This window comes from Actinomadura sp. 3N508, assembly GCF_044326375.1.
Lineage (GTDB): Bacteria > Actinomycetota > Actinomycetes > Streptosporangiales > Streptosporangiaceae > Spirillospora.
The window spans coordinates 693,408-713,509 of sequence record NZ_JBIRAX010000003.1 but is presented as its reverse complement, the minus strand read 5'-3'; the positions used below and the strand labels follow the sequence as shown (position 1 = coordinate 713,509).

General features: G+C 72.6%; 20 protein-coding genes, 1 pseudogene and 1 riboswitch. Of the genes and pseudogenes, 12 read left to right on the top strand and 9 right to left on the bottom strand.

Translation table 11 applies throughout. The features are described from left to right. Nucleotides 1-64: 64 nt before the first annotated feature. The 3 genes from ACH34S_RS14630 to thiO form a co-directional block, all read right to left on the bottom strand. Nucleotides 65-835: a thiazole synthase gene (locus ACH34S_RS14630; RefSeq protein ID WP_395953121.1), complete on the bottom strand. Its 771-nt coding sequence runs from the start codon at nt 833-835 to the stop codon at nt 65-67. A 2-nt stretch (nt 836-837) separates the two neighbouring features. Continuing rightward, nucleotides 838-1,038: a sulfur carrier protein ThiS gene (thiS, locus tag ACH34S_RS14625; protein WP_395953120.1), complete on the bottom strand. Its 201-nt coding sequence runs from the start codon at nt 1,036-1,038 to the stop codon at nt 838-840. Further along, a complete protein-coding gene (thiO, locus tag ACH34S_RS14620) occupies nt 1,035-2,162 on the bottom strand; it encodes a glycine oxidase ThiO (RefSeq protein ID WP_395953119.1) in 1,128 nt (375 codons plus the stop codon). The genes thiS and thiO overlap by 4 nt, the downstream gene beginning before the upstream one ends. Further along, nucleotides 2,152-2,266, bottom strand: a riboswitch (TPP riboswitch). It overlaps the preceding gene by 11 nt. Before the next feature lie 94 nt (nt 2,267-2,360). On the opposite strand from thiO, the gene ACH34S_RS14615 reads away from it, so the two are divergent. From ACH34S_RS14615 to ACH34S_RS14600, 4 genes are all read left to right on the top strand, one after another. After that, entirely contained in the window at nt 2,361-3,572 is a 1,212-nt protein-coding gene (locus ACH34S_RS14615) for an NAD(P)/FAD-dependent oxidoreductase (protein ID WP_395953118.1), read from the top strand. Nucleotides 3,573-3,650: 78 nt separating this feature from the next. After that, nucleotides 3,651-4,025: an Rv2175c family DNA-binding protein gene (locus ACH34S_RS14610; protein WP_395953117.1), complete on the top strand. Its 375-nt coding sequence runs from the start codon at nt 3,651-3,653 to the stop codon at nt 4,023-4,025. A gap of 116 nt (nt 4,026-4,141) precedes the next feature. Next, the gene (gene thiE / locus ACH34S_RS14605) at nt 4,142-4,810 is read left to right on the top strand and encodes a thiamine phosphate synthase (protein WP_395953116.1); all 669 of its coding nucleotides are present in this window, start codon (nt 4,142-4,144) and stop codon (nt 4,808-4,810) included. A 77-nt stretch (nt 4,811-4,887) separates the two neighbouring features. Continuing rightward, the gene (locus ACH34S_RS14600; protein WP_395953115.1) at nt 4,888-5,046 is read left to right on the top strand and encodes a hypothetical protein; all 159 of its coding nucleotides are present in this window, start codon (nt 4,888-4,890) and stop codon (nt 5,044-5,046) included. 36 nt (nt 5,047-5,082) lie between these two features. Here the strand turns inward: ACH34S_RS14600 and ACH34S_RS14595 are convergent, their stop codons facing one another. Both ACH34S_RS14595 and ACH34S_RS14590 read right to left on the bottom strand, forming a co-directional pair. Further along, on the bottom strand, nt 5,083-6,261 hold the full coding sequence (locus ACH34S_RS14595) for a serine/threonine-protein kinase (RefSeq protein WP_395953113.1): 1,179 nt from the start codon (nt 6,259-6,261) through the stop codon (nt 5,083-5,085). Between the two features lie 119 nt (nt 6,262-6,380). After that, on the bottom strand, nt 6,381-7,433 hold the full coding sequence (locus ACH34S_RS14590; RefSeq protein WP_395953112.1) for a polyprenyl synthetase family protein: 1,053 nt from the start codon (nt 7,431-7,433) through the stop codon (nt 6,381-6,383). A 160-nt stretch (nt 7,434-7,593) separates the two neighbouring features. Between ACH34S_RS14590 and metF the strand changes: the two genes are divergently transcribed. After that, nucleotides 7,594-8,529, top strand: coding sequence for a methylenetetrahydrofolate reductase [NAD(P)H] (gene metF / locus ACH34S_RS14585; protein WP_395953111.1), 936 nt, complete (start codon nt 7,594-7,596; stop codon nt 8,527-8,529). On the opposite strand, the gene ACH34S_RS14580 is transcribed toward metF, so the two are convergent. From ACH34S_RS14580 to ACH34S_RS14570, 3 genes are all read right to left on the bottom strand, one after another. Continuing rightward, nucleotides 8,466-9,068, bottom strand: a complete 603-nt coding sequence (locus tag ACH34S_RS14580) for a GNAT family N-acetyltransferase (protein ID WP_395953110.1) — start codon at nt 9,066-9,068, stop codon at nt 8,466-8,468. The two genes, metF and ACH34S_RS14580, sit on opposite strands and share 64 nt — an antisense overlap. Before the next feature lie 91 nt (nt 9,069-9,159). Continuing rightward, nucleotides 9,160-9,510 (bottom strand): arsenate reductase family protein, encoded by a 351-nt coding sequence (locus tag ACH34S_RS14575; protein WP_395953109.1) that lies wholly within the window; start codon nt 9,508-9,510, stop codon nt 9,160-9,162. 1 nt (nt 9,511) lies between these two features. Continuing rightward, nucleotides 9,512-9,976: a YbaK/EbsC family protein gene (locus ACH34S_RS14570; RefSeq protein WP_395953108.1), complete on the bottom strand. Its 465-nt coding sequence runs from the start codon at nt 9,974-9,976 to the stop codon at nt 9,512-9,514. A 23-nt stretch (nt 9,977-9,999) separates the two neighbouring features. Here ACH34S_RS14570 and ACH34S_RS14565 point away from each other — a divergent pair, with 23 nt between their 5' ends. Next, a complete protein-coding gene (locus ACH34S_RS14565; RefSeq protein ID WP_395953107.1) occupies nt 10,000-10,788 on the top strand; it encodes a peptidoglycan-binding protein in 789 nt (262 codons plus the stop codon). Nucleotides 10,789-11,025: 237 nt separating this feature from the next. Further along, nucleotides 11,026-11,523: an SAV_6107 family HEPN domain-containing protein gene (locus ACH34S_RS14560; RefSeq protein WP_395953106.1), complete on the top strand. Its 498-nt coding sequence runs from the start codon at nt 11,026-11,028 to the stop codon at nt 11,521-11,523. Nucleotides 11,524-11,781: 258 nt separating this feature from the next. Here ACH34S_RS14560 and ACH34S_RS14555 read toward each other — a convergent pair whose 3' ends face one another. Then, complete coding sequence (locus ACH34S_RS14555; protein WP_021597992.1) at nt 11,782-12,276, bottom strand: transcriptional regulator; 495 nt, start codon at nt 12,274-12,276, stop codon at nt 11,782-11,784. 402 nt (nt 12,277-12,678) lie between these two features. On the opposite strand from ACH34S_RS14555, the gene pyrR reads away from it, so the two are divergent. The 5 genes and pseudogenes from pyrR to carB form a co-directional block, all read left to right on the top strand. Continuing rightward, a complete protein-coding gene (pyrR, locus tag ACH34S_RS14550; protein ID WP_395953105.1) occupies nt 12,679-13,296 on the top strand; it encodes a bifunctional pyr operon transcriptional regulator/uracil phosphoribosyltransferase PyrR in 618 nt (205 codons plus the stop codon). Beyond that, nucleotides 13,293-14,234 carry an aspartate carbamoyltransferase catalytic subunit gene (locus ACH34S_RS14545; protein WP_395953104.1) on the top strand — a complete coding sequence of 314 codons (942 nt, stop codon included), beginning with the start codon at nt 13,293-13,295 and terminating at the stop codon, nt 14,232-14,234. The genes pyrR and ACH34S_RS14545 overlap by 4 nt, the downstream gene beginning before the upstream one ends. Continuing rightward, nucleotides 14,231-15,514, top strand: a complete 1,284-nt coding sequence (locus tag ACH34S_RS14540) for a dihydroorotase (protein WP_395953103.1) — start codon at nt 14,231-14,233, stop codon at nt 15,512-15,514. Before ACH34S_RS14545 ends, ACH34S_RS14540 begins: the two co-directional genes overlap by 4 nt. Continuing rightward, the gene (gene carA / locus ACH34S_RS14535; protein WP_395953101.1) at nt 15,511-16,656 is read left to right on the top strand and encodes a glutamine-hydrolyzing carbamoyl-phosphate synthase small subunit; all 1,146 of its coding nucleotides are present in this window, start codon (nt 15,511-15,513) and stop codon (nt 16,654-16,656) included. The genes ACH34S_RS14540 and carA overlap by 4 nt, the downstream gene beginning before the upstream one ends. Then, nucleotides 16,656-19,970 (top strand): annotated as a pseudogene (gene carB / locus ACH34S_RS14530) (carbamoyl-phosphate synthase large subunit); the annotation flags it as partial. The gene carA and the pseudogene carB, both read left to right, overlap by 1 nt. Nucleotides 19,971-20,102: the final 132 nt, after the last annotated feature.

Here is a 20,102-nt window from a genome sequence, read left to right as displayed (position 1 = left end):
TCAGTCTCGTGGTGCCTACATTTCAGGTCCAGCGAATATTTCTTCAGGTGGCCATTTAGTTTTCCTACGAGGTTGCTCGGCCCTCGAAGGGTGAGGAGGCCTGCGCGTAGCGGCGCTTGGGGATGCGTCCGGCCAGGCGGGCGAGGCGTCCGGCCTCTACCGCGTGGCGCATCGCGGCGGCCATCTGGGTGGGGTGTTGGGCTCGGGTCACCGCCGTTGCCAGCAGGACCGCGTCGCAGCCCAGTTCCATCGCCAGCGCGGCGTCGGACGCGGTGCCGAGGCCCGCGTCCAGGATGACGGGGACGCCCGCCCGCTCGACGATCAGCTCGATGTTGTGCGGGTTGCGGATGCCGAGGCCCGAGCCGATCGGGGAGCCGAGCGGCATCACGGCCGCGCACCCGATCTGCTCCAGGCGCCGCGCGAGGACGGGGTCGTCGTTGGTGTACGGCAGGACGACGAACCCGGCGTCGACGAGCTGCTCTGCGGCGTCGACCAGCTCGATCGGGTCGGGGAGGAGGGTGTGCTCGTCCGCGATCACTTCGAGCTTGACCCAGTTCGTGCCGAGCGCCTCGCGGGCCAGCTTCGCGGTGAGGACGGCCTCGCCCGCGGTGAAGCAGCCCGCCGTGTTCGGCAGCACCCGGATGCCGGACTCGGTCAGGACGTCCAGCACCGAACCGCGGGCGGAGGGGTCCACGCGCCGCATCGCGACCGTGGTCAGCTCCGTCCCGGACGCGGTCAGCGCCTCGCGCAGGACGTGCATGCTCGGCGCGCCCCCGGTCCCCATGATCAGCCGGGAGCCGAGCTCCTCGCCCGCGATGACCAGCTTGTCCGTCACCTCTAGCCTCCCTGCACGGCGGTCAGGACTTCGATGCGGTCGGCGTCGCGCAGCGCCGTCGCGGCCCATGCCGAGCGCCGGACGACCTCGTCGTTCACCGCCACCGCGATTCCGGCCGCGGCGCCGGAGACGGACGCGACCGCCTCGGCCACGCTCGCGCCGTCCGGCAGCTCGCGCGGCTCGCCGTTGACGATCACCTTCATGAGTGCACCTCGGGGGAGAAACGGCCGGGCGAGAACGGCCCGGCTACTTCTGGAACGGGGGTGTCGAGCAGTGTCGCGGACAGGATGTCGGCGGAGATCGGGGCGAGCAGGATGCCGTTGCGGAAGTGGCCGGTGCCGATGACGAGGCCGGGGAGCGCGGACGGGCCCATCACCGGCCCGTTGTCCGGTGACCCCGGGCGCAGGCCCGCGGAGACCTCGGTGAACTCCAGCTCGGTGACGCCGGGCAGCAGCTCGCGGGCGTCGCGCAGCAGCTCCCACAGGCCGCCCGCCGTGACGCGCGTGTCGAAGCCGAGCTCCTCCTGGGTGGCGCCGACGACGATCTCGCCGTCCAGGCGCGGCACCAGGTAGACCGACGAGCCCTTCACCATCCCGCGCGTGGACCTGCTGATGAACGGGGTCCGGGCGCGGAGCCGGATCACCTGGCCCTTGACGGGACGGACGGGTGGAACGGTCCCGGGAGGCAGTCCGTCGAGATCACCCGACCACGGGCCCGCCGCCAGGAGGACGCGGTCGGCGTTGATGGTCGTGCCGTCGTCCAGCCGTACGCCGACCGCCGTGTCGCGCTCCACGACGATGCCCGCCGCTCGCCGCCTGACCAGGCGGACGCCGAGCTTCCCGGCCGCGGCGAGCAGCGCCGGGGTCAGGCGGCGCGGGTCGATCGAGCCGTCCTCGGGGGCGAGCAGGCCGCCGCGCACGCCCGGCGCCAGCATCGGCTCCAGGCGGCGGCACTCGCGGCCCGTCAGCGCCTCGACCGGGATGCCGAGGGTCTCCTGGAAGCGGCGCAGGTCGTCCAGGTACTTCAGGTCGTCGGCGTCGAAGGCGACCTCGATGATCCCGTCGGTGCGGTAACCGGTCTCCAGGCCGGTCAGCTCCTCCAGCTCGGCGACGAACGCGCCGTACCGGTCGCGGGACGCGAGGCCCAGCCGCAGCAGCGGCTCCTCGCCGTAGGTCAGCTCGCTGACCGGGGTCAGCATCCCCGCGGCCACCGCCGACGCGCCGCCCGCGGGCTCGGGGTCGACCAGGGTGACGGCGGCGCCGCCGGCGGCGGCCCGCCAGGCGGTGGCGAGGCCGATGACCCCGGCCCCGATGATCACGATCTCCATGCGCGCTCCCTTCGCCGGCATGATCCGGATCAGGTCGTGGCGGTCGGCGGCCCGTTCCAGCCGCCCTCTCAGCCCGGTCGCACCGGACTCCCGCGCTTTGTGCTGTTCCACCCGGTCTCCACCTTACGACCACTTCCGATCCCTTGTGCGTGGGCAGCCGTCCGGGCGGGCGTCCGGGGAGTTCTAGGGTGGATCCCCATGGAGCGGATCATCGTCGTGGGCGGCGGGCTGGGCGGGTTGCGCGCCGTGGAGTCGTTGCGGGGCCGGGGCTACGAGGGCGCGCTGACCCTCGTCTCGGCCGAGCGGCATCCGCCCTACGACCGGCCGCCGCTGTCGAAGGCCGTCCTCGCGGGCGAGTCCGACGACACGACGGTCGACGCCGACTGGGACGCGCTGCGCTGCGAGCTCCTGCTCGGCGAGCGCGCCACGGGCCTGCGCCTGGACGCGCGCGGCGGCGTCGTCGCGTCCACGGCGGGCGATCTTCCGTTCGACGGGCTGGTCATCGCGACCGGGGCCGTGCCGATCACGCTGCCGGGGGACGGGCCGCAGCATGTGCTGCGGACCATCGAGGACAGCCGTGACCTGCGATCCCGGCTTACGGAAGGCGCCCGGATCGTGATCGTCGGGGCGGGCTGGATCGGCGCCGAGGTCGCGACGACCGCCGCCAAGAAGGGCTGCGCGGTGACCGTCGTGGAGGCCGCGGACACGCCGCTCGCGGGCGCGCTCGGCCCCGAGGTCGGTGCGCTCACCGCGCCCTGGTACGCGGAGGCGGGCGTCGAGCTGCGCACCGGAGTCAAGGTCGCCGAGGTGGGAGACGGCGGCCTGCTGCTTGCCGGCGGCGCCCGGATCGAGGCGGACGAGGTCGTCGTCGGCATCGGCGTCCGGCCGCAACTGTCCTGGCTGGACGGTTCCGGGCTGCTGCTGGAGCGCGGCGTCGTCACCGACGGCTCGTTCCGCGCCTATGCGGGTGAGGAGGTGCCCGGCTCCGCCCGCCCGGACGTCGTCGCCGTCGGCGACTGCGCCGCCTGGTGGTCGGCGCGGTACGGGCGGCGGCTCCTCGTCGAGCACTGGGACACCGCCCTCAACGCCCCCGACGTCGCCGCCGCGACGCTCCTCGGGCAGGGCGCGGTGTACGACGCCGTCCCGTACTTCTGGTCCGAGCAATTCGGGCGAATGGTGCAGTATGCGGGGAACCATTCGGCGTCCGAACGAATCGTTCGCCGCGGGGACCCGACCGGCCGGAAGTGGACGGCCGCCTGGCTGACCGGCGACCGGCTCGACGCGATCCTCACCGTCGACCGGCCCCGCGATCTGGTGCAGGCGCGCCGCGTCATCGCGGCCGGCACGCCCGTCGACGCCGGGGCGCTCGCCGACCCGGACGTGCCCGTCCGGCAGGCCGTTCGCGGATAGCGCACGGCGCCGAAGCGTAACGGCTGTACAGGGGGTTTGAGGGTTCCGAAGGCGTGGTAGCAAGGGGGCGTGACGCAGATGCACGCAACCGTTGACAGCGCACTGGACCCCCGGACCGACGCCCTCGCGGGCGAATGGCTCTCCCTGAAGGAGACCGCCGAGCGACTCGGGATCAAGACCAACCGGATCAAGCAGCTCATCAGCGAGCACCGGCTCCTGGCCGTGCGCCGGGAGGGCGAGCCCATGGTGCCCGCCGCGTTCATCAAGGACGGTCAGGTCATCAAGGGCCTGCCCGGCACGCTGACGCTCCTGTCGGACGCCGGGTTCGACGAGGTCGAGACCATCCGCTGGCTGTTCACCGCCGATGACACGCTGCCGGGAACGCCCGTGGACGCGCTCACCGAGAACCGGGGGACCGAGGTCCGCCGCCGCGCCCAGGCCCTCGCGTTCTAGCCCGTCCCCCGGCCCTGGGGGCCTGAGCCGCCGGAACGTCTGACACGATCGCGGGGTCGCGCGACGCAACAGCCGCGCGGCCCCGCGAAAACCTTCCGGAAGGACGTCTCTCCGCCGTGTCCAGGCATCTCCCCACCGAGCGCGCCGTCGCGCTGCGCGCCCGGCTCAGCCGCGCCCGCCTCTACCTCTGCACCGACGCGAGGGAGCGGCAAGGGGACCTGCCGGAGTTCCTGGACGCCGTGCTCGCCGGCGGCGTCGACCTGCTCCAGCTCCGCCAGAAGGGTCTGGAGGCCCGGCAGGAGCTGGCCTACCTGGAGATCTTCCGGGCGGCGTGCGAGCGGCACGGCGCGCTGCTCGCCGTCAACGACCGCGCCGACATCGCGCACGCCGCCGGCGCCGACGTGCTGCACCTCGGCCAGGACGACCTGCCGGTGGACGCCGCCCGCGAGATCGTCGGCGGCGACATGCTGATCGGCCGGTCCACGCACTCCGGCCGGCAGGCGGCGGCGGCCGCCGTCGAGCCGGGCGTCGACTACTTCTGCGCCGGGCCGGTGTGGCCCACCCCGACCAAGCCGGGACGCCCCGCGCCGGGGCCGGAGCTGCTGGAGTACGTCGCCGCGCAGCGGGTGGCGCGTCCCTGGTTCGCGATCGGCGGGATCGACCTCGGCAACCTCGGCGACGTCCTCGCCACGGGCGCGAACCGCGCCGTGGTCGTCCGGGCGATCACCGAGGCGGCCGATCCGCGGGCCGCGGCGGCGGAGTTCGCCCGCCGGCTCGCCGCCTGACCCGCCGGCTTCGATCTTGTCGGGGTTTGACCTGGATCACAGTGCGGGGCGGTACACGATCGCCCACAATGGAGATCATGAGCGTGGGACCCGACGACGACCGCCCGGTCGAGCTGGACGATGACCTGGAGATCCTGCCGGACCAGACCTCCGACGACACCGACACCGGCTGGGGCGAGTGGCGCGGCGACACCGACGACTCCCGCTTCCTGGAGGATCGTCCGCCGCACTGGTGAGCCGCCGGGCTCGCCCGTTCAGAAGGGCATGCCCCTTCAGAAGAGCATGCCCAGGACGAAGCCGGAGAGGACGACGGCCGCCAGCGCGACCATCATCCGCCACCGGTAGCGCGGGATGCGCGTCGGCCGCGGTTTCGGCATCGGTCCCTGCCCTTCGCGGAGCGCCCGGACGATCTGCGACGCGGTCGGCCGGGCGGCCGGGTTCTTGTCGAGACAGCGGGCGGCGAGGTCGCGCAGCGGGCCGTCCAGGTCGCCGAGGTCGGGGCTGCGGGAGGTGACCCGCCGCATCACCGCCGCGCTCGGACCGGTGCCGAACGGCGGGCGTCCCGTCGCGGCGAACACCATGGTGGCGCCCCACGCGAACACGTCGGCGGGCTTCCCGACCGGCTCGTCCTCGATCTGCTCGGGCGCCATGTAGGCGGGGGTGCCGACCGGCCCGGTCGTCACCGGGGTGGCGTCGGCGATCCGGGCGATGCCGAAGTCGATGACCTTGGCGCCGTCCGGGCCGAGCAGCACGTTGCCCGGCTTGAAGTCGCGGTGCACGATCCCGGCGCGGTGGATCGCGGCGAGCGCCGCCGCCGTCCGCAGCCCGAGCTTGCGGAGCTTGGCCGGGGGCAGCGGGCCGCGGTCCTCGACGACGTGCTGGAGCGGCGGCCCTTCGACGAACTCGCTGACGATGTAGGGGCGGTCGCCGGTCATGTCGGCGTCCAGCACGCGGGCCGTGTGCCGCCCGGACACCCGCAGGGCCGCGTCGGCCTCCTTGACGAACCGGCTGCGCGCCCGCTGCCCGGCCGCCACGCCGCCGCGCAGCAGCTTGACGGTGACGAACTCGCCGTCGCCGTCGCGGCCGAGGTAGACGACGCCCTGGCCGCCCTCGCCGAGCCTTCCGAGCAGCGTGTAGCCGCCCAGGCCGCGGGGGTCGTCGGGGCCGAGCGGGGTATCTGGGCGCCTGCCGCGCGCCGCGTGCGCGCCGCTGCCGTGCCGATCGGGGTCTCCGTGCCGGTCCGGGCCTGCGCCCCCGGCCTGGCGGTCGGGGCCGGACCGGGCGGCCTGCGCCGAGCGGGACGGCGCGGGGCGCGCCTTGGCCGACCGGGCGACGTGGGGCTGGCCGGCGTGGGGCTGGCCGGCGTGGGGCTGGGCCGGACGCCCTGGACGGGCGGCGGCGCTGCGCGCGGGATGGGGGCTCGTCCTCCCGCGGGAGGTGTCGTGCGGCACGTGGGGGGCTCCGACTCGGCGGGGACGGACGAAGATCTCCTCATTTGTACCGTGTCGCCGGGCTGCCCGGCAGGGGAACCTCGATCTTCGCCGCCCCGGCTGGAACGTGCCGACGCCTCCTACGTGCTGCGCACGGTGGCCGCGACCGCCAGTTCGGCGAGCGCGTGCCGGGCCTCCTCGGTGATCGGCGCGGAGCGCAGGGCCTCCTCCGCCTCGCCGAGATAACGCTCGATCATGGCCTCGCAGGCGGCGAGCCCGCCGGTCTCCTCGATGATCGCGCGCAGCTCGTCCACGCCGGGACGGTCGAGGCCGGGGTCGCCGAGGCGCCGCCGCAGCGCCGCCGCCTGCGCCGCGGAGGCCCGCTCCACGGTGAGCGCGATCAGCACGGTCCGCTTGCCCTCGCGCAGGTCGTCGCCCGCGGGCTTGCCGGTCTCGCCCGGGTCGCCGAACACGCCGAGGACGTCGTCGCGGAGCTGGAAGGCGATGCCGAGCGGCAGGCCGTAGCCGCTGAGCGCGGCGGTCACGTCGGGGCCGCCCCCGGCGAGCGCCGCGCCGAGGTGCAGCGGACGCTCGATCGTGTACTTGGCGCTCTTGTACTCCACCACGCGCAGCGCCGTCGCGACGGACGCCTCCCCGCGCGTGCCCTCCAGCATGTCGAGGTACTGGCCGCACATGACCTCGGTGCGCATCAGGTCGTAGACGTCCCGGCCGCGCCGCCTGCGCTCGCCCTTCAGCCCGCAGGTCTCGAACAGCTCGCTCGACCAGGCCAGGCACAGGTCGCCGAGCAGGATCGCCGCGCCCGCGCCGAAGGCCTCCGCGTCGCCCGGCCACGCCTGCGCGCCGTGCAGCGCCTCGAACCTGCGGTGCACCGACGGCTGCCCGCGCCGCGTGTCGCTGGAGTCCATCACGTCGTCGTGGATCAGCGCGCTCGCCTGCAGCAGCTCCAGGGACGCCGCCGCCCGCACGATGGCCTGGCCGTCCGCGCCGCCCGCGGCGCGCCAGCCCCAGTAGCAGAACGCCGGACGGAGCCGCTTGCCCCCGCCGAGCAGCGCCTCCAGGGCGGCCAGCATCGGGGCGAGGTCGTCGCTGATGGTCAGCAGGGCCGGGCGCTGCCGGTCGACGAAGGCCAGGAGCGCCTCGTCGACCTCCTTGCGGATCAGGCTGGTCGACATGCCGAGATCGTATCCAGCCGGGTGGTTTCAACCGTCCGCCGGAAACGTGAGAGGTCCATAGATCCTCGGAAATATGGACATAACGGCCGTGCGGTGTGCGGAGCATCACTCGTATCGGCGGCCCCAGGGGGCCTTTAGAGGGCTTCTGTAGGCTTGGGACATGCCACGCCTGCGCCCAGACCGTCCCCCCGCCGTCCGAGAGCTGCTGGCCTCCGGAGCCAAGTCCTTCTCCTTCGAGTTCTTCCCGCCCAAGACCGACAAGGGCGCGCGGAACCTGTGGCGCACCATCCGCGAGCTCGAACCGCTGCACCCGACGTTCGTGTCCGTGACCTACGGCGCGGGCGGCGGCACCCGCGACAAGACCGTCGACATCGTCGAGCGGATCGCCACCGACACCACGCTCACGCCCGTCGCGCACTTCACCGCCGTGAACCACTCCCAGGCCGAGCTGCGCCAGCTGATCGGCCGGTTCGCCTCCGTCGGCGTCCGCAACATCCTCGCCGTGCGCGGCGACCCGCCCGGCGACCCGATGGGGGAGTGGGTCAAGCACCCCGAGGGCGTCGAGTACGCCGCCGAGCTCGTCCGGATGATCCGCTCCTACGGCGACTTCAGCGTCGGCGTCGCCGCGTTCCCCTACAAGCACCCGCGCTCGCCCGACATCGAGAGCGACACCCGCTACTTCGTCGAGAAGTGCCGCGCCGGGGCCGACTACGCGATCACGCAGATGTTCTTCCGCGCCGAGGACTACTTCCGGCTCCGCGACCGCGTCGCCGCCGCCGGCTGCGACGTGCCGATCCTGCCCGGGATCATGCCGGTCACCCAGTTCAGCACGATCGAGCGGTCCGAGCAGCTGTCGGGCGCGCCGTTCCCGCCCGAGGTGAAGGCCCGGTTCGAAGCCGTCGCCGATGACCCGGACGCCGTCCGCCGCCTCGGCATCGAGCACGCCGCCGAGCTGTGCCAGGAACTGCTCCGCCAGGACGCGCCCGGCATCCACTTCATCACGTTCAACAAGTCGACGGCGACGCGCGAGGTCTACGGGCTGCTCGACGCCGACGGGTACGGGGCCAGCGGCAGGGTCCCGCCCATGACCGCGTAGCGCGGCCCGCCGCCGGGGAACTCGAAGTCCGTCAGCAGATCGACCATGCCGACGGAACGGTAGAGCGTGCGGGCCGGGGTGTCCGGCCGCCTGTCCAGCGTCGACAGCACGACGGTCCGCTCCGGCCTGCCCTCGCACAGCGCGGTCAGGAGCGCTCGCCCGAGGCCCTTGCCCTGCGACTCCGGGTGGACGTGCAGCTCCGCGATCTCGAAGGTGTCCGCCAGCCACCCCTCCGCGTGCTCCGGCCCCTCCAGGTCGGTGAGCGCCCGCGCGACGACGTCGTGCCACCACTGCCCGCGCGCGCCGTGGAACCCGTACGCGAACCCCTGCAGCGGGCCCGTCAGGACGGGCAGCGCCCCGCGCCGCTCCACCACGAACGCCCGGAACCCCGGATACGAGGTGTGCCGTTCCATGATGGTGTGGCGGCCCGGAAGCTGCTCGTCCGGCGGGTCCATGGTGGCCGCGTAGACGTCCAGCATGGGGCTGAGCCTGCGCAGGAACGCGCGCTCGTCGATCTCGCGCAGCTTCGGGTCCCTCACCCGACAGAGCGTAGACCGGCCGGTGGCCCGCCGGAGGACGAAAGCTGATCACGACCGCCGCGTGGCCTCCGCAGACCGCCGCACCCCGGTGTCACCCGCCTTCGACGGCCTTGCGCACGGACGCGTCGTCCCGCGCCACGACGGCGGTCTCGCCGGTCAGCACGATCGGCCGCTGGATCAGCACCGGGTTCGCCACCATGATCTCGATCCAGCGGGCGCGGTCGTGCGCCAGGTTCTTCAGCCCGAGCTCCTTCGCGACCGGCTCGTTGAGCCGCGCCACCTCCCACGGCTCCGCGCCGATCCGCTTCAGGACCGCGTCGAGCTCGTCCGCCGTGGGCGGCTCGTCCAGGTAGCGGCGCTCGGTGTACGCGACGCCCGCCTCGTCCAGCGCGGCCTTCGCGGCGCGGCTCTTCGAGCAGCGCGGGTTGTGCCAGATCTCCATCTCACTCCACCTCCGCGGGGGTGCCCCCGGTGATCCTCAGCAGTTCCTCGTACGACGTGGGGAACACGGTGTGCGGATGCCCGCCCGCCGCCCAGACCTGGTCGTACTTGTCCAGCCAGACGTCCACGAGCGTACGGATCGGCGCCGGATGCCCCAGCGGCGCCACCCCGCCGATCGGCTGCCCGGTCGCCGCCCGGACGAACTCCGGCGTCGCCCGCTTCACCTTCGCCGCGCCCACCAGCGCCGCGATCTTCACCGTGTCGACCCGGTGCGCGCCGCTCGTCATCACCAGCAGCGGCGTCCCGTCCGCGTCGAACACCAGGCTGTTGGCGATCGCGCCCACCTCGCAGCCCAGCTGGTCGGCCGCCGCCTGCGCCGTCGGCGCGGACTCGGGCAGCTCCACGACCGTCCCCGTAGCGCCCCGGTCGAGCAGCGCCTTTGCCACGATTTCGGTATTCGGATGCATGGGTAGCACTTTAAGGTCAGCTCATGCGAGGGAGACCGATCGACGTGCGGATGGGCGCGGTTCTGCTGACCGCCGCCGTTCTTGTGACGGGGTGCAACGGGACGGACGGGGCCGCGGGCCCGCCGACGACCCCGGTCGCCAAGCCGGCGACGCCCGCGCCGCCCCCCACGCCGGCGCCCACGCCCGCGCAGCGCAAGCTGAAGCCGGGCGCGAAGGGCGACGACGTCAAGGCGCTCCAGCGCCGCCTCAAGGAACTGAACTACGACCCGGGCAAGGTGGACGGGAAGTACGGGACGTCCACCCAGCTGGCCGTTTGGGCGTTCCAGGCCGTCAACGACATGAAGCAGAAGGGCACGCTCGACAAGCCGTTCTGGGAGGCTCTGGCCAGCCCCGAGCAGCCGGAGCCGATGGCCAAGAAGCGCGAGAAGGACCGCGTCGACGTCGACCTGAAGCGCCAGTACCTCGTCCTCTACAAGGACGGGCGGCCGCGCCTGATCACGCACATCTCCTCGGGCTCCGGCGAGTACTACTGCGCCAAGGACCGCGGCGCCAAGGTCCCGCGCTGCCGCTACGCCACCACCGGCACGGGCGACTTCCGCACGGGGCGCCGCGCCTTCGGCTGGGAGACCTCGCCCCTGGGACGCCTCTACAACCCCATCTACTTCAACGGCGGCATCGCCTTCCACGGCGCGCTGGACGTGCCCAGATACCCCGCCTCGCACGGCTGCGTCCGGCTGCCGATGCACGTCGCCGAGTACTTCCCCGACCTCCTCGGGACGAACGTCCCAGTGCACGTCAGACGCCCCAAGTGAGGGCAGTCACACCGCGCTGACCTGCGGAGAACGGCGCGCGTTCGAACACGTTGACGAATCGGCGTCAGGGCGGTTTACTGGGTGGTGCGTCGAACTTATGTTCGACGTGGTGCGGGACTCGCGGCCCGTGCCAGGGCGACGTCCCCGCCGGTGGCGCAGCTGCCGGCGGGACGGACGGCCGGGCGGAGTGAGGGGAAGCTCTCCGCCCGGCCGGCCCGAGCCCGGAAGGAGGCAGACATGTCCGGAACGATGACCGCACGCGGGATCCATGCCGCCGCCCAGTCCGTCCCGCCGCCGAGCCCGCGCCGCCGCCCGATGCCCGCACCGCGCCCGGCGCACACGGCCACCGGCCAGCTCCACGCCGCCCGCATGGGCCTCGCCGAGGCCGCCGAGGCCACCTCGCCCGCCGTCCGCTACGTGTGCGCCCACCTGGCCGCACTCCGCGCGGCCGCCGCGGTCCTGGCGTCCAGGGAACCCCTGGAGACCCACCGCCGCGGCCGTCCGCGCAGCGTCTGGGTGCTGCTCCCGGAGGCCGAGCCCGCCCTGCGCGAATGGGCCGCCTTCTTCGCCGCCGGCGCCGACAAGCGCGCCGCCGCCGAGGCCGGGCTGCCCCGCGCCGTCACCCCGCGGGAGGCCGAGGAGCTCCTGCACGACGCCGACGTCTTCGTCACCCTCGTCGAAGACACCCTCGGCGTCACCAGCCAGCCCACCCTGCCCGTGCCCGAAGCCAGCTGACCCGCAGGACCCCTCCGAAGACCCCCTCCCGAGGCCGTCCCTCTCCCCGGGACCGCCTCCCAGGTGGCCGGGGCCGCCGAGTACGGCCGCCCCGGCCGCCGCCAACCCCTCCGGCCGATCGCGCCGGCGGTGGCCGCACCTCCCCCCGAGCCGGCCCCGCCGGCGCGATCCCACCTGGCCGAACGGCCCGGAACCGGTGCCGGAACGCGGAACGGGGCCCGGCATGGCGCCGGGCCCCGTCACGTTGCTGCGGGTATATCAGAACGACTCGACGGCGCGGCGCGCCTCCGGGTCGAGGACGCCCCAGCCGATGAGCTCTTCGGTGAGCTCCGTCGGGGACTTGTCATAGATGACCGCGAGTGAACGCAGGTCTTCTTGGCGGATGGACAGGACCTTTCCGTTGTAGTCGCCACGCTGGCTTTGAATCGTCGCGGCGTAGCGGGCGAGAGGACCGGCCTTGTCTTTCGGAAGCTGCTGCAACCGCTCTAGATCGATCACGAGCTTGGGTGTAGGCCCGAGCGGGCTCGGCGCGGCTCCGCCGGGCAGCAACTCGGAAACCGGCACGCCGTAGAAATCGGCGAGCTCGGCCAGCTTCTGAACGGTGACGGCGCGGTCGCCCCGCTCGTACGAACCCACGACGACGGCCTTCCAGCGGCCTCGGGACTTCTCTTCCACGCCGTGCAGGGACAGCCCCTGCTGGGTGCGGATGGCGCGCAGGCGCGCGCCGAGAGCCTTTGCGTATTCAGACGGCATGATGGCCCCCCAGGCTCACTTTCATCGTCGTCGGACTCCGGCTCGCGCCGGAGGGGAGCCGATTCGCGAAGCCATTGGGCCTCAGGAGTCCGCCCCCGGGGATGGTTACGGACAGTGACGGTAAAACGGAGAAGGCCCTAGGTCAAGCCGATTGGAAAAAAGCGGTCGAATCCGCAGGACTCGATGGTGCTGGCGAGGATCGTCCGCAAGCCCTGCGGGCACGGCCCGCCGGGCCCCTCGCGCGGCCGTTCCGCGTGCCGGCGCCGCCGCGAATGTGACGCCTCTCACCTGCGAATACGCGGACCGGCCCGGACGCCGGGGCGGTCCGGGACGGCTGCTACGGTGGGGGACGCAAGACGTCCTTTAAGGCCCGTCCCGTGAGGCGGGAAAGGAGTTTCCGTGATGAATGCTGCCTCCAGGCCGGAACGGCCGGTGGAGGAGCGCGTGGCGGACGGTGATCCCCGGCCCAAGGCCGTTCTGGAGGGTCCCGACATCAGGCGCGCGCTGACCCGTATCGCACACGAGATCCTCGAGCGGACCAAGGGCGGCCACGACGTCCTCCTGCTCGGCATCCAGACCCGCGGCGTGGGCCTGGCCGAACGGCTCGCCGGGGCACTGCGCGAGGTCGAGGGCCGCCCGGTGCCCTGGGGCTCGCTCGATGTGACCATGTACCGCGACGACCTGCGGCTGCGGCCCGCCCGCGCGCTCGGCCGCACCGAGCTGCCCGCGGAGGGCATCGACGACAAGGTCGTCGTCCTGGTCGACGACGTGCTGTTCTCCGGCCGGACGGTGCGCGCCGCGCTCGACGCGCTCAACGACCTCGGGCGGCCGCGCGCCGTCCAGCTCGCCGTGCTCGTCGACCGCGGGCACCGGCGGCTGCCGATCCGCCCCGACTACATCGGCAAGAACCTGCCCACCTCGATGCGCGAGACCGTGAAGGTCCTGCTGAAGGAGAACGACGGGCGCGACGCGGTACTGCTCGGCCCGACCCTGCCCGATCCGACGGGGGGCGCCGAATGAACCGCCATCTGATCTCCGCCGCCGACCTGAGCCGGGACGACGCGCTGCTCGTCCTCGACACGGCCGAGGAGCTCGCGCAGATCGCGGGCCGGGCCGTCAAGAAGCTGCCGACGCTGCGCGGCCGGACGGTCGTCAACCTCTTCTTCGAGGACTCGACCCGCACCCGCATCTCCTTCGAGGCCGCGGCCAAGCGGCTGTCCGCCGACGTCATCAACTTCTCCGCCAAGGGGTCGAGCGTGTCGAAGGGCGAGAGCCTGAAGGACACCGCCCTCACGCTGGAGGCGATGGGCGCGGACGGCGTCGTCATCCGGCACGGCGCGTCGGGCGCCCCGCACCGGCTGGCCGGCTGGGTGCAGGGCAGCGTCGTCAACGCGGGCGACGGCACGCACGAGCACCCCACCCAGGCCCTCCTGGACGCGTTCACCATGCGTAAGCGGCTCGGTGACCTGGAAGGCCGCCGGGTGACGATCGTCGGGGACGTCCTGCACAGCCGCGTGGCACGATCCAACGTCCTGCTGCTCACCACGCTCGGCGCCGACGTGACCGTGGTCGCGCCGCCGACGCTGCTGCCGGTCGCCATCGGCACGTGGCCGTGCTCGGTGTCCTACGACCTGGACGGCGTGCTGCCCAAGAGCGACGTCATCATGATGCTGCGCGTCCAGCAGGAGCGGATGAACGCCGCCTACTTCCCGACCGTCCGCGAGTACAGCCGCCGCTACGGGCTCGACGCCGAGCGCATGGCGGCGCTGCCCGACCACGCCATCGTGATGCACCCGGGCCCGATGAACCGCGGCGTGGAGATCGCCGCGGAGGTCGCCGACTCGGTCCGCTCCACCATCGTCGAACAGGTCGCCAACGGCGTCAGCGCCCGGATGGCCGTTCTCTACCTGCTGCTCGGGGGCTCCGAGCCGGCCATCGGCCAGGAGGTGCCGCGGTGAGTCTCCTCATCAAGGGCGTGCGGATTCTCGGTGGGGACGCCACCGACATCCTGATCCGGGACGGCGCCATAGCCGAAGTGGGCTCCGGCCTGGACGCGGCCGGTGCGCAGACCATCGACGCGGACGGCCTCGTCGCGCTGCCCGGTCTCGTCGACCTGCACACCCATCTGCGCGAGCCGGGACGCGAGGACGCCGAGACCGTCGAGTCCGGGACGAAGGCCGCAGCCACGGGCGGATACACCGCCGTCCATGCGATGGCCAACACCGACCCAGTGGCGGACACCGCCGGAGTGGTCGAACAGGTGTGGCGCCTAGGGCGCGAGGCCGGATACTGCGATGTTCAGCCGGTCGGAGCGGTCACGCGCGGCATCGCCGGTGAGCAGCTCGCGGAACTGGGCGCGATGGCCGATTCCGCCGCGCAGGTCCGGGTCTTCTCAGACGACGGGCACTGCGTGTCGGACGCGGTCATCATGCGCAGGGCGCTGGAGTACGTGAAGGCGTTCGACGGCGTCGTCGCCCAGCACGCGCAGGAGCCGCGCCTCACCGAGGGCGCGCAGATGAACGAGGGCGAGATGTCGGCCTCGCTCGGCCTGCGCGGCTGGCCCGCCGTCGCCGAGGAGGCGATCATCGCCCGGGACGTGCTGCTCGCCCAGCACGTCGGGTCGCGGCTGCACGTCTGCCATGTCTCCACGGCCGGGTCCGTGGAGATCATCCGGTGGGCGAAGAGCAGGGGCTGCCCGGTGACCGCCGAGGTCACGCCGCACCACCTGCTGCTGACCGACGCCAAGGCCGGGTCCTACGACCCGATCTTCAAGGTCAACCCGCCGCTGCGCACCGCCGACGACGTCGCCGCGCTCCGCGGCGCCCTCGCGGACGGGACGATCGACTGCGTCGCCACCGATCACGCTCCGCACCCGGTCGAGGACAAGGAGACCGAGTGGGCCGTCGCCGCGATGGGGATGATCGGCCTGGAGACGGCGCTGCCCGTCGTGCAGGAGGCCATGGTCGAGACCGGGCTGCTCGACTGGGCCGGGGTCGCCGACCGCATGTCCTTCCGGCCCGCGCGCATCGGCCGGCTGTCCGGGCAGGGCCGTCCGCTGGAGGCGGGCTCGCCCGCCAACATCACGCTGTACGACCCGTCGCCGCGCCGCACCGTGGACTCGTCGGCCATGACGTCCAAGAGCCGCAACACCCCGTTCGCCGGGCTGGAGCTGCCCGGGCACGTCGTCGCCACGTTCCTGCGCGGCAAGCCGACCGTCCTGGAAGGGAAGCTCCAGTGAGCCCTGCTCTGCTCGTTCTGGAAGACGGCAGGGTCTTCCACGGGGTCGCCTACGGGGCCGAGGGGGAGACGTTCGGCGAGATGGTCTTCAACACCGGGATGACCGGCTACCAGGAGACCCTCACCGACCCCTCCTACGCGCGCCAGATCGTGGCGATGACGTCCCCCCACATCGGCAACACCGGCGTCAACGGCGAAGACCCGGAATCGCGCCGCATCCAGGTGGCCGGTTACGTGGTGCGTGAGCCCGCGCGTGTGGCGTCCAACTGGCGGGCCACCGGTTCGCTGGGTTCGGCGCTGCGCGACCAGGGAGTGGTGGGAATCGCCATCCCCGGCACGCGCGCGCTGACGCGGCACCTGCGTGACAGGGGCGCCATGCGCGCCGCCATCTTCAGCGGACCGGACGCGGTGGCGCCCGGCGAGAACGCACTCCTGGAGCGCGTGCGGCAGAGCCCTTCGATGGAAGGCGCCGACCTCGCACGCGACGTTTCGACCAAGGAGCCGTACATCGTCCGGGCGAAGGGTGAGAAGCGCTACACCGTCGCCGCGGTCGACCTGGGCATCAAGTCGATGACGCCCTACCGGATGTCGGAGCGGGGCTGCGAGGTGCACGTCCTGCCCGCCACCAGCACGGCCGACGACATCCTCGCCCTCGACCCGGACGGCGTGTTCTTCTCCAACGGCCCAGGCGACCCTGCCGCCGCCGGCTACGCCGTGGACGCGCTCAAAGGCGTCCTGGACGCGGGCAAGCCGTTCTTCGGGATCTGCTTCGGAAACCAGATATTCGGCCGCGCGCTCGGCCTCGGGACCTACAAGCTGAGGTTCGGCCACAGGGGCATCAACCAGCCCGTCCAAGACCGGACCACGGGCAAGGTCGACGTGTCGGCCCACAACCACGGCTTCGCCGTGGACGCCCCCACCGACGGCCCGTTCGGCACGCCGTACGGCCCTGGCGAGGTCACGCACGTCAACCTGAACGACGGGTGCGTGGAGGGGCTGAGGCTGCTGGAGCGCCCGGCGTTCAGCGTCCAGTACCACCCGGAGGCCGCGGCGGGCCCGCACGACGCGTCCGGCCTCTTCGACCGCTTCTGCGACCTGATGGACGGGCCGGCGGACGGGTCGAAGAACGAGGGGGTGCTCTGATGCCGCGCCGTGAAGACCTGAAGTCCGTCCTGGTCATCGGCTCGGGGCCGATCGTCATCGGGCAGGCGTGCGAGTTCGACTACTCGGGTACGCAGGCGTGCCGCGTCCTCAAGGCCGAGGGGCTGCGGGTGACGCTCGTCAACAGCAACCCGGCGACGATCATGACCGACCCCGAGTTCGCCGACGCCACCTATGTCGAGCCGATCACCCCCGAGGTCGTCGAGAAGATCATCGCGAAGGAGCGGCCGGACGCCCTGCTGCCCACCCTTGGGGGCCAGACGGCCCTGAACACCTCCATCGCGCTCTACGAGGCCGGGGTCCTGGCCGAGTACGGGGTCGAGCTCATCGGCGCCGACGTGGACGCGATCCAGGCCGGGGAGAACCGGGAGAAGTTCAAGGAGGTCGTCGCGAAGGTCGCGCGCGAGCGGGGCCTGAACGCCGAGTCCGCCCGGTCGGTCATCTGCCACTCGATGGACGACTGCCTCGCCGCCGCCGCCACGCTCGGCTACCCGGTCGTCGTGCGGCCGTCGTTCACCATGGGCGGCGCCGGCTCCGGCTTCGCCCACGACGAGGACGACCTGCGCCGCATCGCCGGCGCCGGGCTCGACGCGTCCCCGACCACCGAGGTGCTCCTGGAGGAGTCGATCCTCGGCTGGAAGGAGTACGAGCTGGAGGTCATGCGCGACCGCCACGACAACGTGGTGATCGTGTGCTCGATCGAGAACCTCGACCCGATGGGCGTGCACACCGGCGACTCGATCACCGTCGCGCCCGCGCTGACGCTGACCGACCGCGAGTACCAGAACATGCGCGACGTCGCGATCGCCGTGATCCGCGAGGTCGGCGTCGACACCGGCGGCTGCAACATCCAGTTCGCGGTGCACCCCGGCACCGGCCGGATGATCGTCATCGAGATGAACCCGCGGGTGTCGCGGTCGTCGGCGCTGGCGTCCAAGGCCACCGGCTTCCCGATCGCGAAGATCGCGGCGAAGCTGGCGATCGGCTACACGCTGGACGAGATCCCGAACGACATCACCCGCGAGACGCCCGCGTCGTTCGAGCCCACGCTCGACTACGTCGTGGTGAAGGTGCCGCGGTTCGCGTTCGAGAAGTTCCCCGGCGCGGACGGCACGCTCACCACGCACATGAAGTCCGTGGGCGAGGCCATGGCCATCGGACGCTGCTTCACCGAGGCGCTGCAGAAGGCCCTGCGGTCGCTCGAACAGAAGGGCTCGTCGTTCAGCTGGACGGGCGAGCCCGACGCGGCCGAGCTGGTGGAGGCGGCCAAGCGCCCGCATGACGGGCGGCTCAAGGTCGTCCAGCGCGCGCTCTGGGCCGGTGCCACCATCGAGGAGGTCTACGAGGCGACCGGCATCGACCCCTGGTTCCTGGACCAGATCGTCGCCATCAACGAGGTCGCCGAAGAGATCCGCACCGCCGACGACGCGCTCACCAGGGACAAGCTGCTGCGCGCCAAGCGCCACGGCTTCTCCGACGCGCAGATCGGCGAACTGCGCGGCCTGTCGGAGGAGGTCATCAGGGAGGTGCGGCGGGCGCTCGGCGTCCGGCCCGTCTACCTGACCGTCGACACCTGCGCCGCCGAGTTCGAGGCGCAGACCCCGTACCTGTACTCGGCCTACGACGAGGAGACGGAAGTACCGCCGGGCACCAAGCCCAAGGTGCTCATCCTCGGCAGCGGACCCAACCGCATCGGCCAGGGCGTCGAGTTCGACTACTCGTGCGTCCACGCCTCGTTCACGCTGGCCGAGGCGGGCTACGAGACCGTGATGGTCAACTGCAACCCCGAGACGGTCTCCACCGACTACGACACCTCCGACCGGCTCTACTTCGAGCCGCTCACGCTGGAGGACGTCCTGGAGGTCGTCCACGCGGAACAGCAGTCCGGTGAGGTCGCGGGCGTCATCGTCCAGCTCGGCGGCCAGACGCCCCTGGGGCTCGCGCAGAAGCTCAAGGACGCCGGCGTCCCGATCGTGGGCACCTCGCCGGAGAGCATCCATCTCGCGGAGGAGCGGGGCGCGTTCGGACGCGTCCTGCACAGGGCCGGTCTGCTCGCGCCCAAGCACGGGACGGCCACGTCCTACGAGGACGCCCGCGAGATAGCCGCCGAGATCGGATATCCCGTTCTCGTGCGGCCCTCCTACGTGCTCGGCGGGCGCGGCATGGAGATCGTGTACGACGACGTCACGCTGGAGTCGTACATGGCCCGCGCCACCGAGGCCAGCCCGGAGCACCCCGTCCTCGTCGACCGCTTCCTGGACGAGGCCATCGAGATCGACGTCGACGCCCTGTTCGACGGCGACGACCTGTACCTCGGCGGCGTCATGGAGCACATCGAGGAGGCCGGGATCCACTCCGGCGACTCGGCGTGCGCCCTGCCGCCCATCACCCTCGGGCACGACGACATCCGCCGCATCCGGGAGGCGACCGAGGCGCTCGCACGCGGCGTCGGGGTGCGGGGGCTGATGAACGTCCAGTACGCGCTGTCGGCGGGCGTCCTGTACGTCCTGGAGGCCAACCCGAGGGCGTCCCGCACCGTGCCCTTCGTGTCCAAGGCGACGGCCGTGCCGCTCGCCAAGGCCGCCGCGCGCGTCATGATGGGCGCCACCATCGCGCAGCTGCGCGCCGAGGGCATGCTCCCCGAGACCGGCGACGGCGGGAGCCTGCCGCTGGACGCGCCCATCGCGGTGAAGGAGGCCGTCCTGCCGTTCGACCGGTTCCGCAACGAGAGCGGCCAGGGCGTCGACATCGTCCTCGGCCCCGAGATGCGCTCCACCGGCGAGGTCATGGGCATCGACGAGGTGTTCGGCACCGCGTTCGCCAAGTCCCAGCAGGCCGCCTACGGCGGTTCGCTGCCGACCAAGGGACGCGTCTTCGTGTCCGTCGCCAACCGCGACAAACGGCACATGGTGTTCCCGGTCAAGCGGCTCGCTGACCTCGGCTTTGAGATTCTTGCCACGGAAGGGACCGCGGAGATCCTGCGCCGCAACGGCGTGCGTGCCAAGATCGTGCGCAAGCACAGCGCGGGTCCGGGACCGTCCGGCGAGCCCACGATCGTGCGGCGCGTCCTGGACGGCGAGGTCGATCTCATCGTCAACACTCCCTTCGGCAGCCCCGGCCAGTCCGGGCCCCGGCTCGACGGCTACGAGATCCGTACCGCGGCCGTGCTGCGGGGCGTACCGTGCGTGACGACCGTCCAGGGCCTGGCCGCGGCGGTGCAGGGCATCGAGGCCGTCGCCGGGGGGCAGGTCGGCGTCCGCTCCCTCCAGGAGCACGCCGAGATGCTCAGCGGCGCCCACGGGCGCACCGGCGCGCGCGCGGAGGACGAGCTGCCGGGCGCGCCGGTTGCGGACGGAGACCCGGGACCCGGGTGACAGAACCGGGCGGGCGTGGCGGCGGCCTTGGGGAGGGCCCGCCGCCCGCCGCCC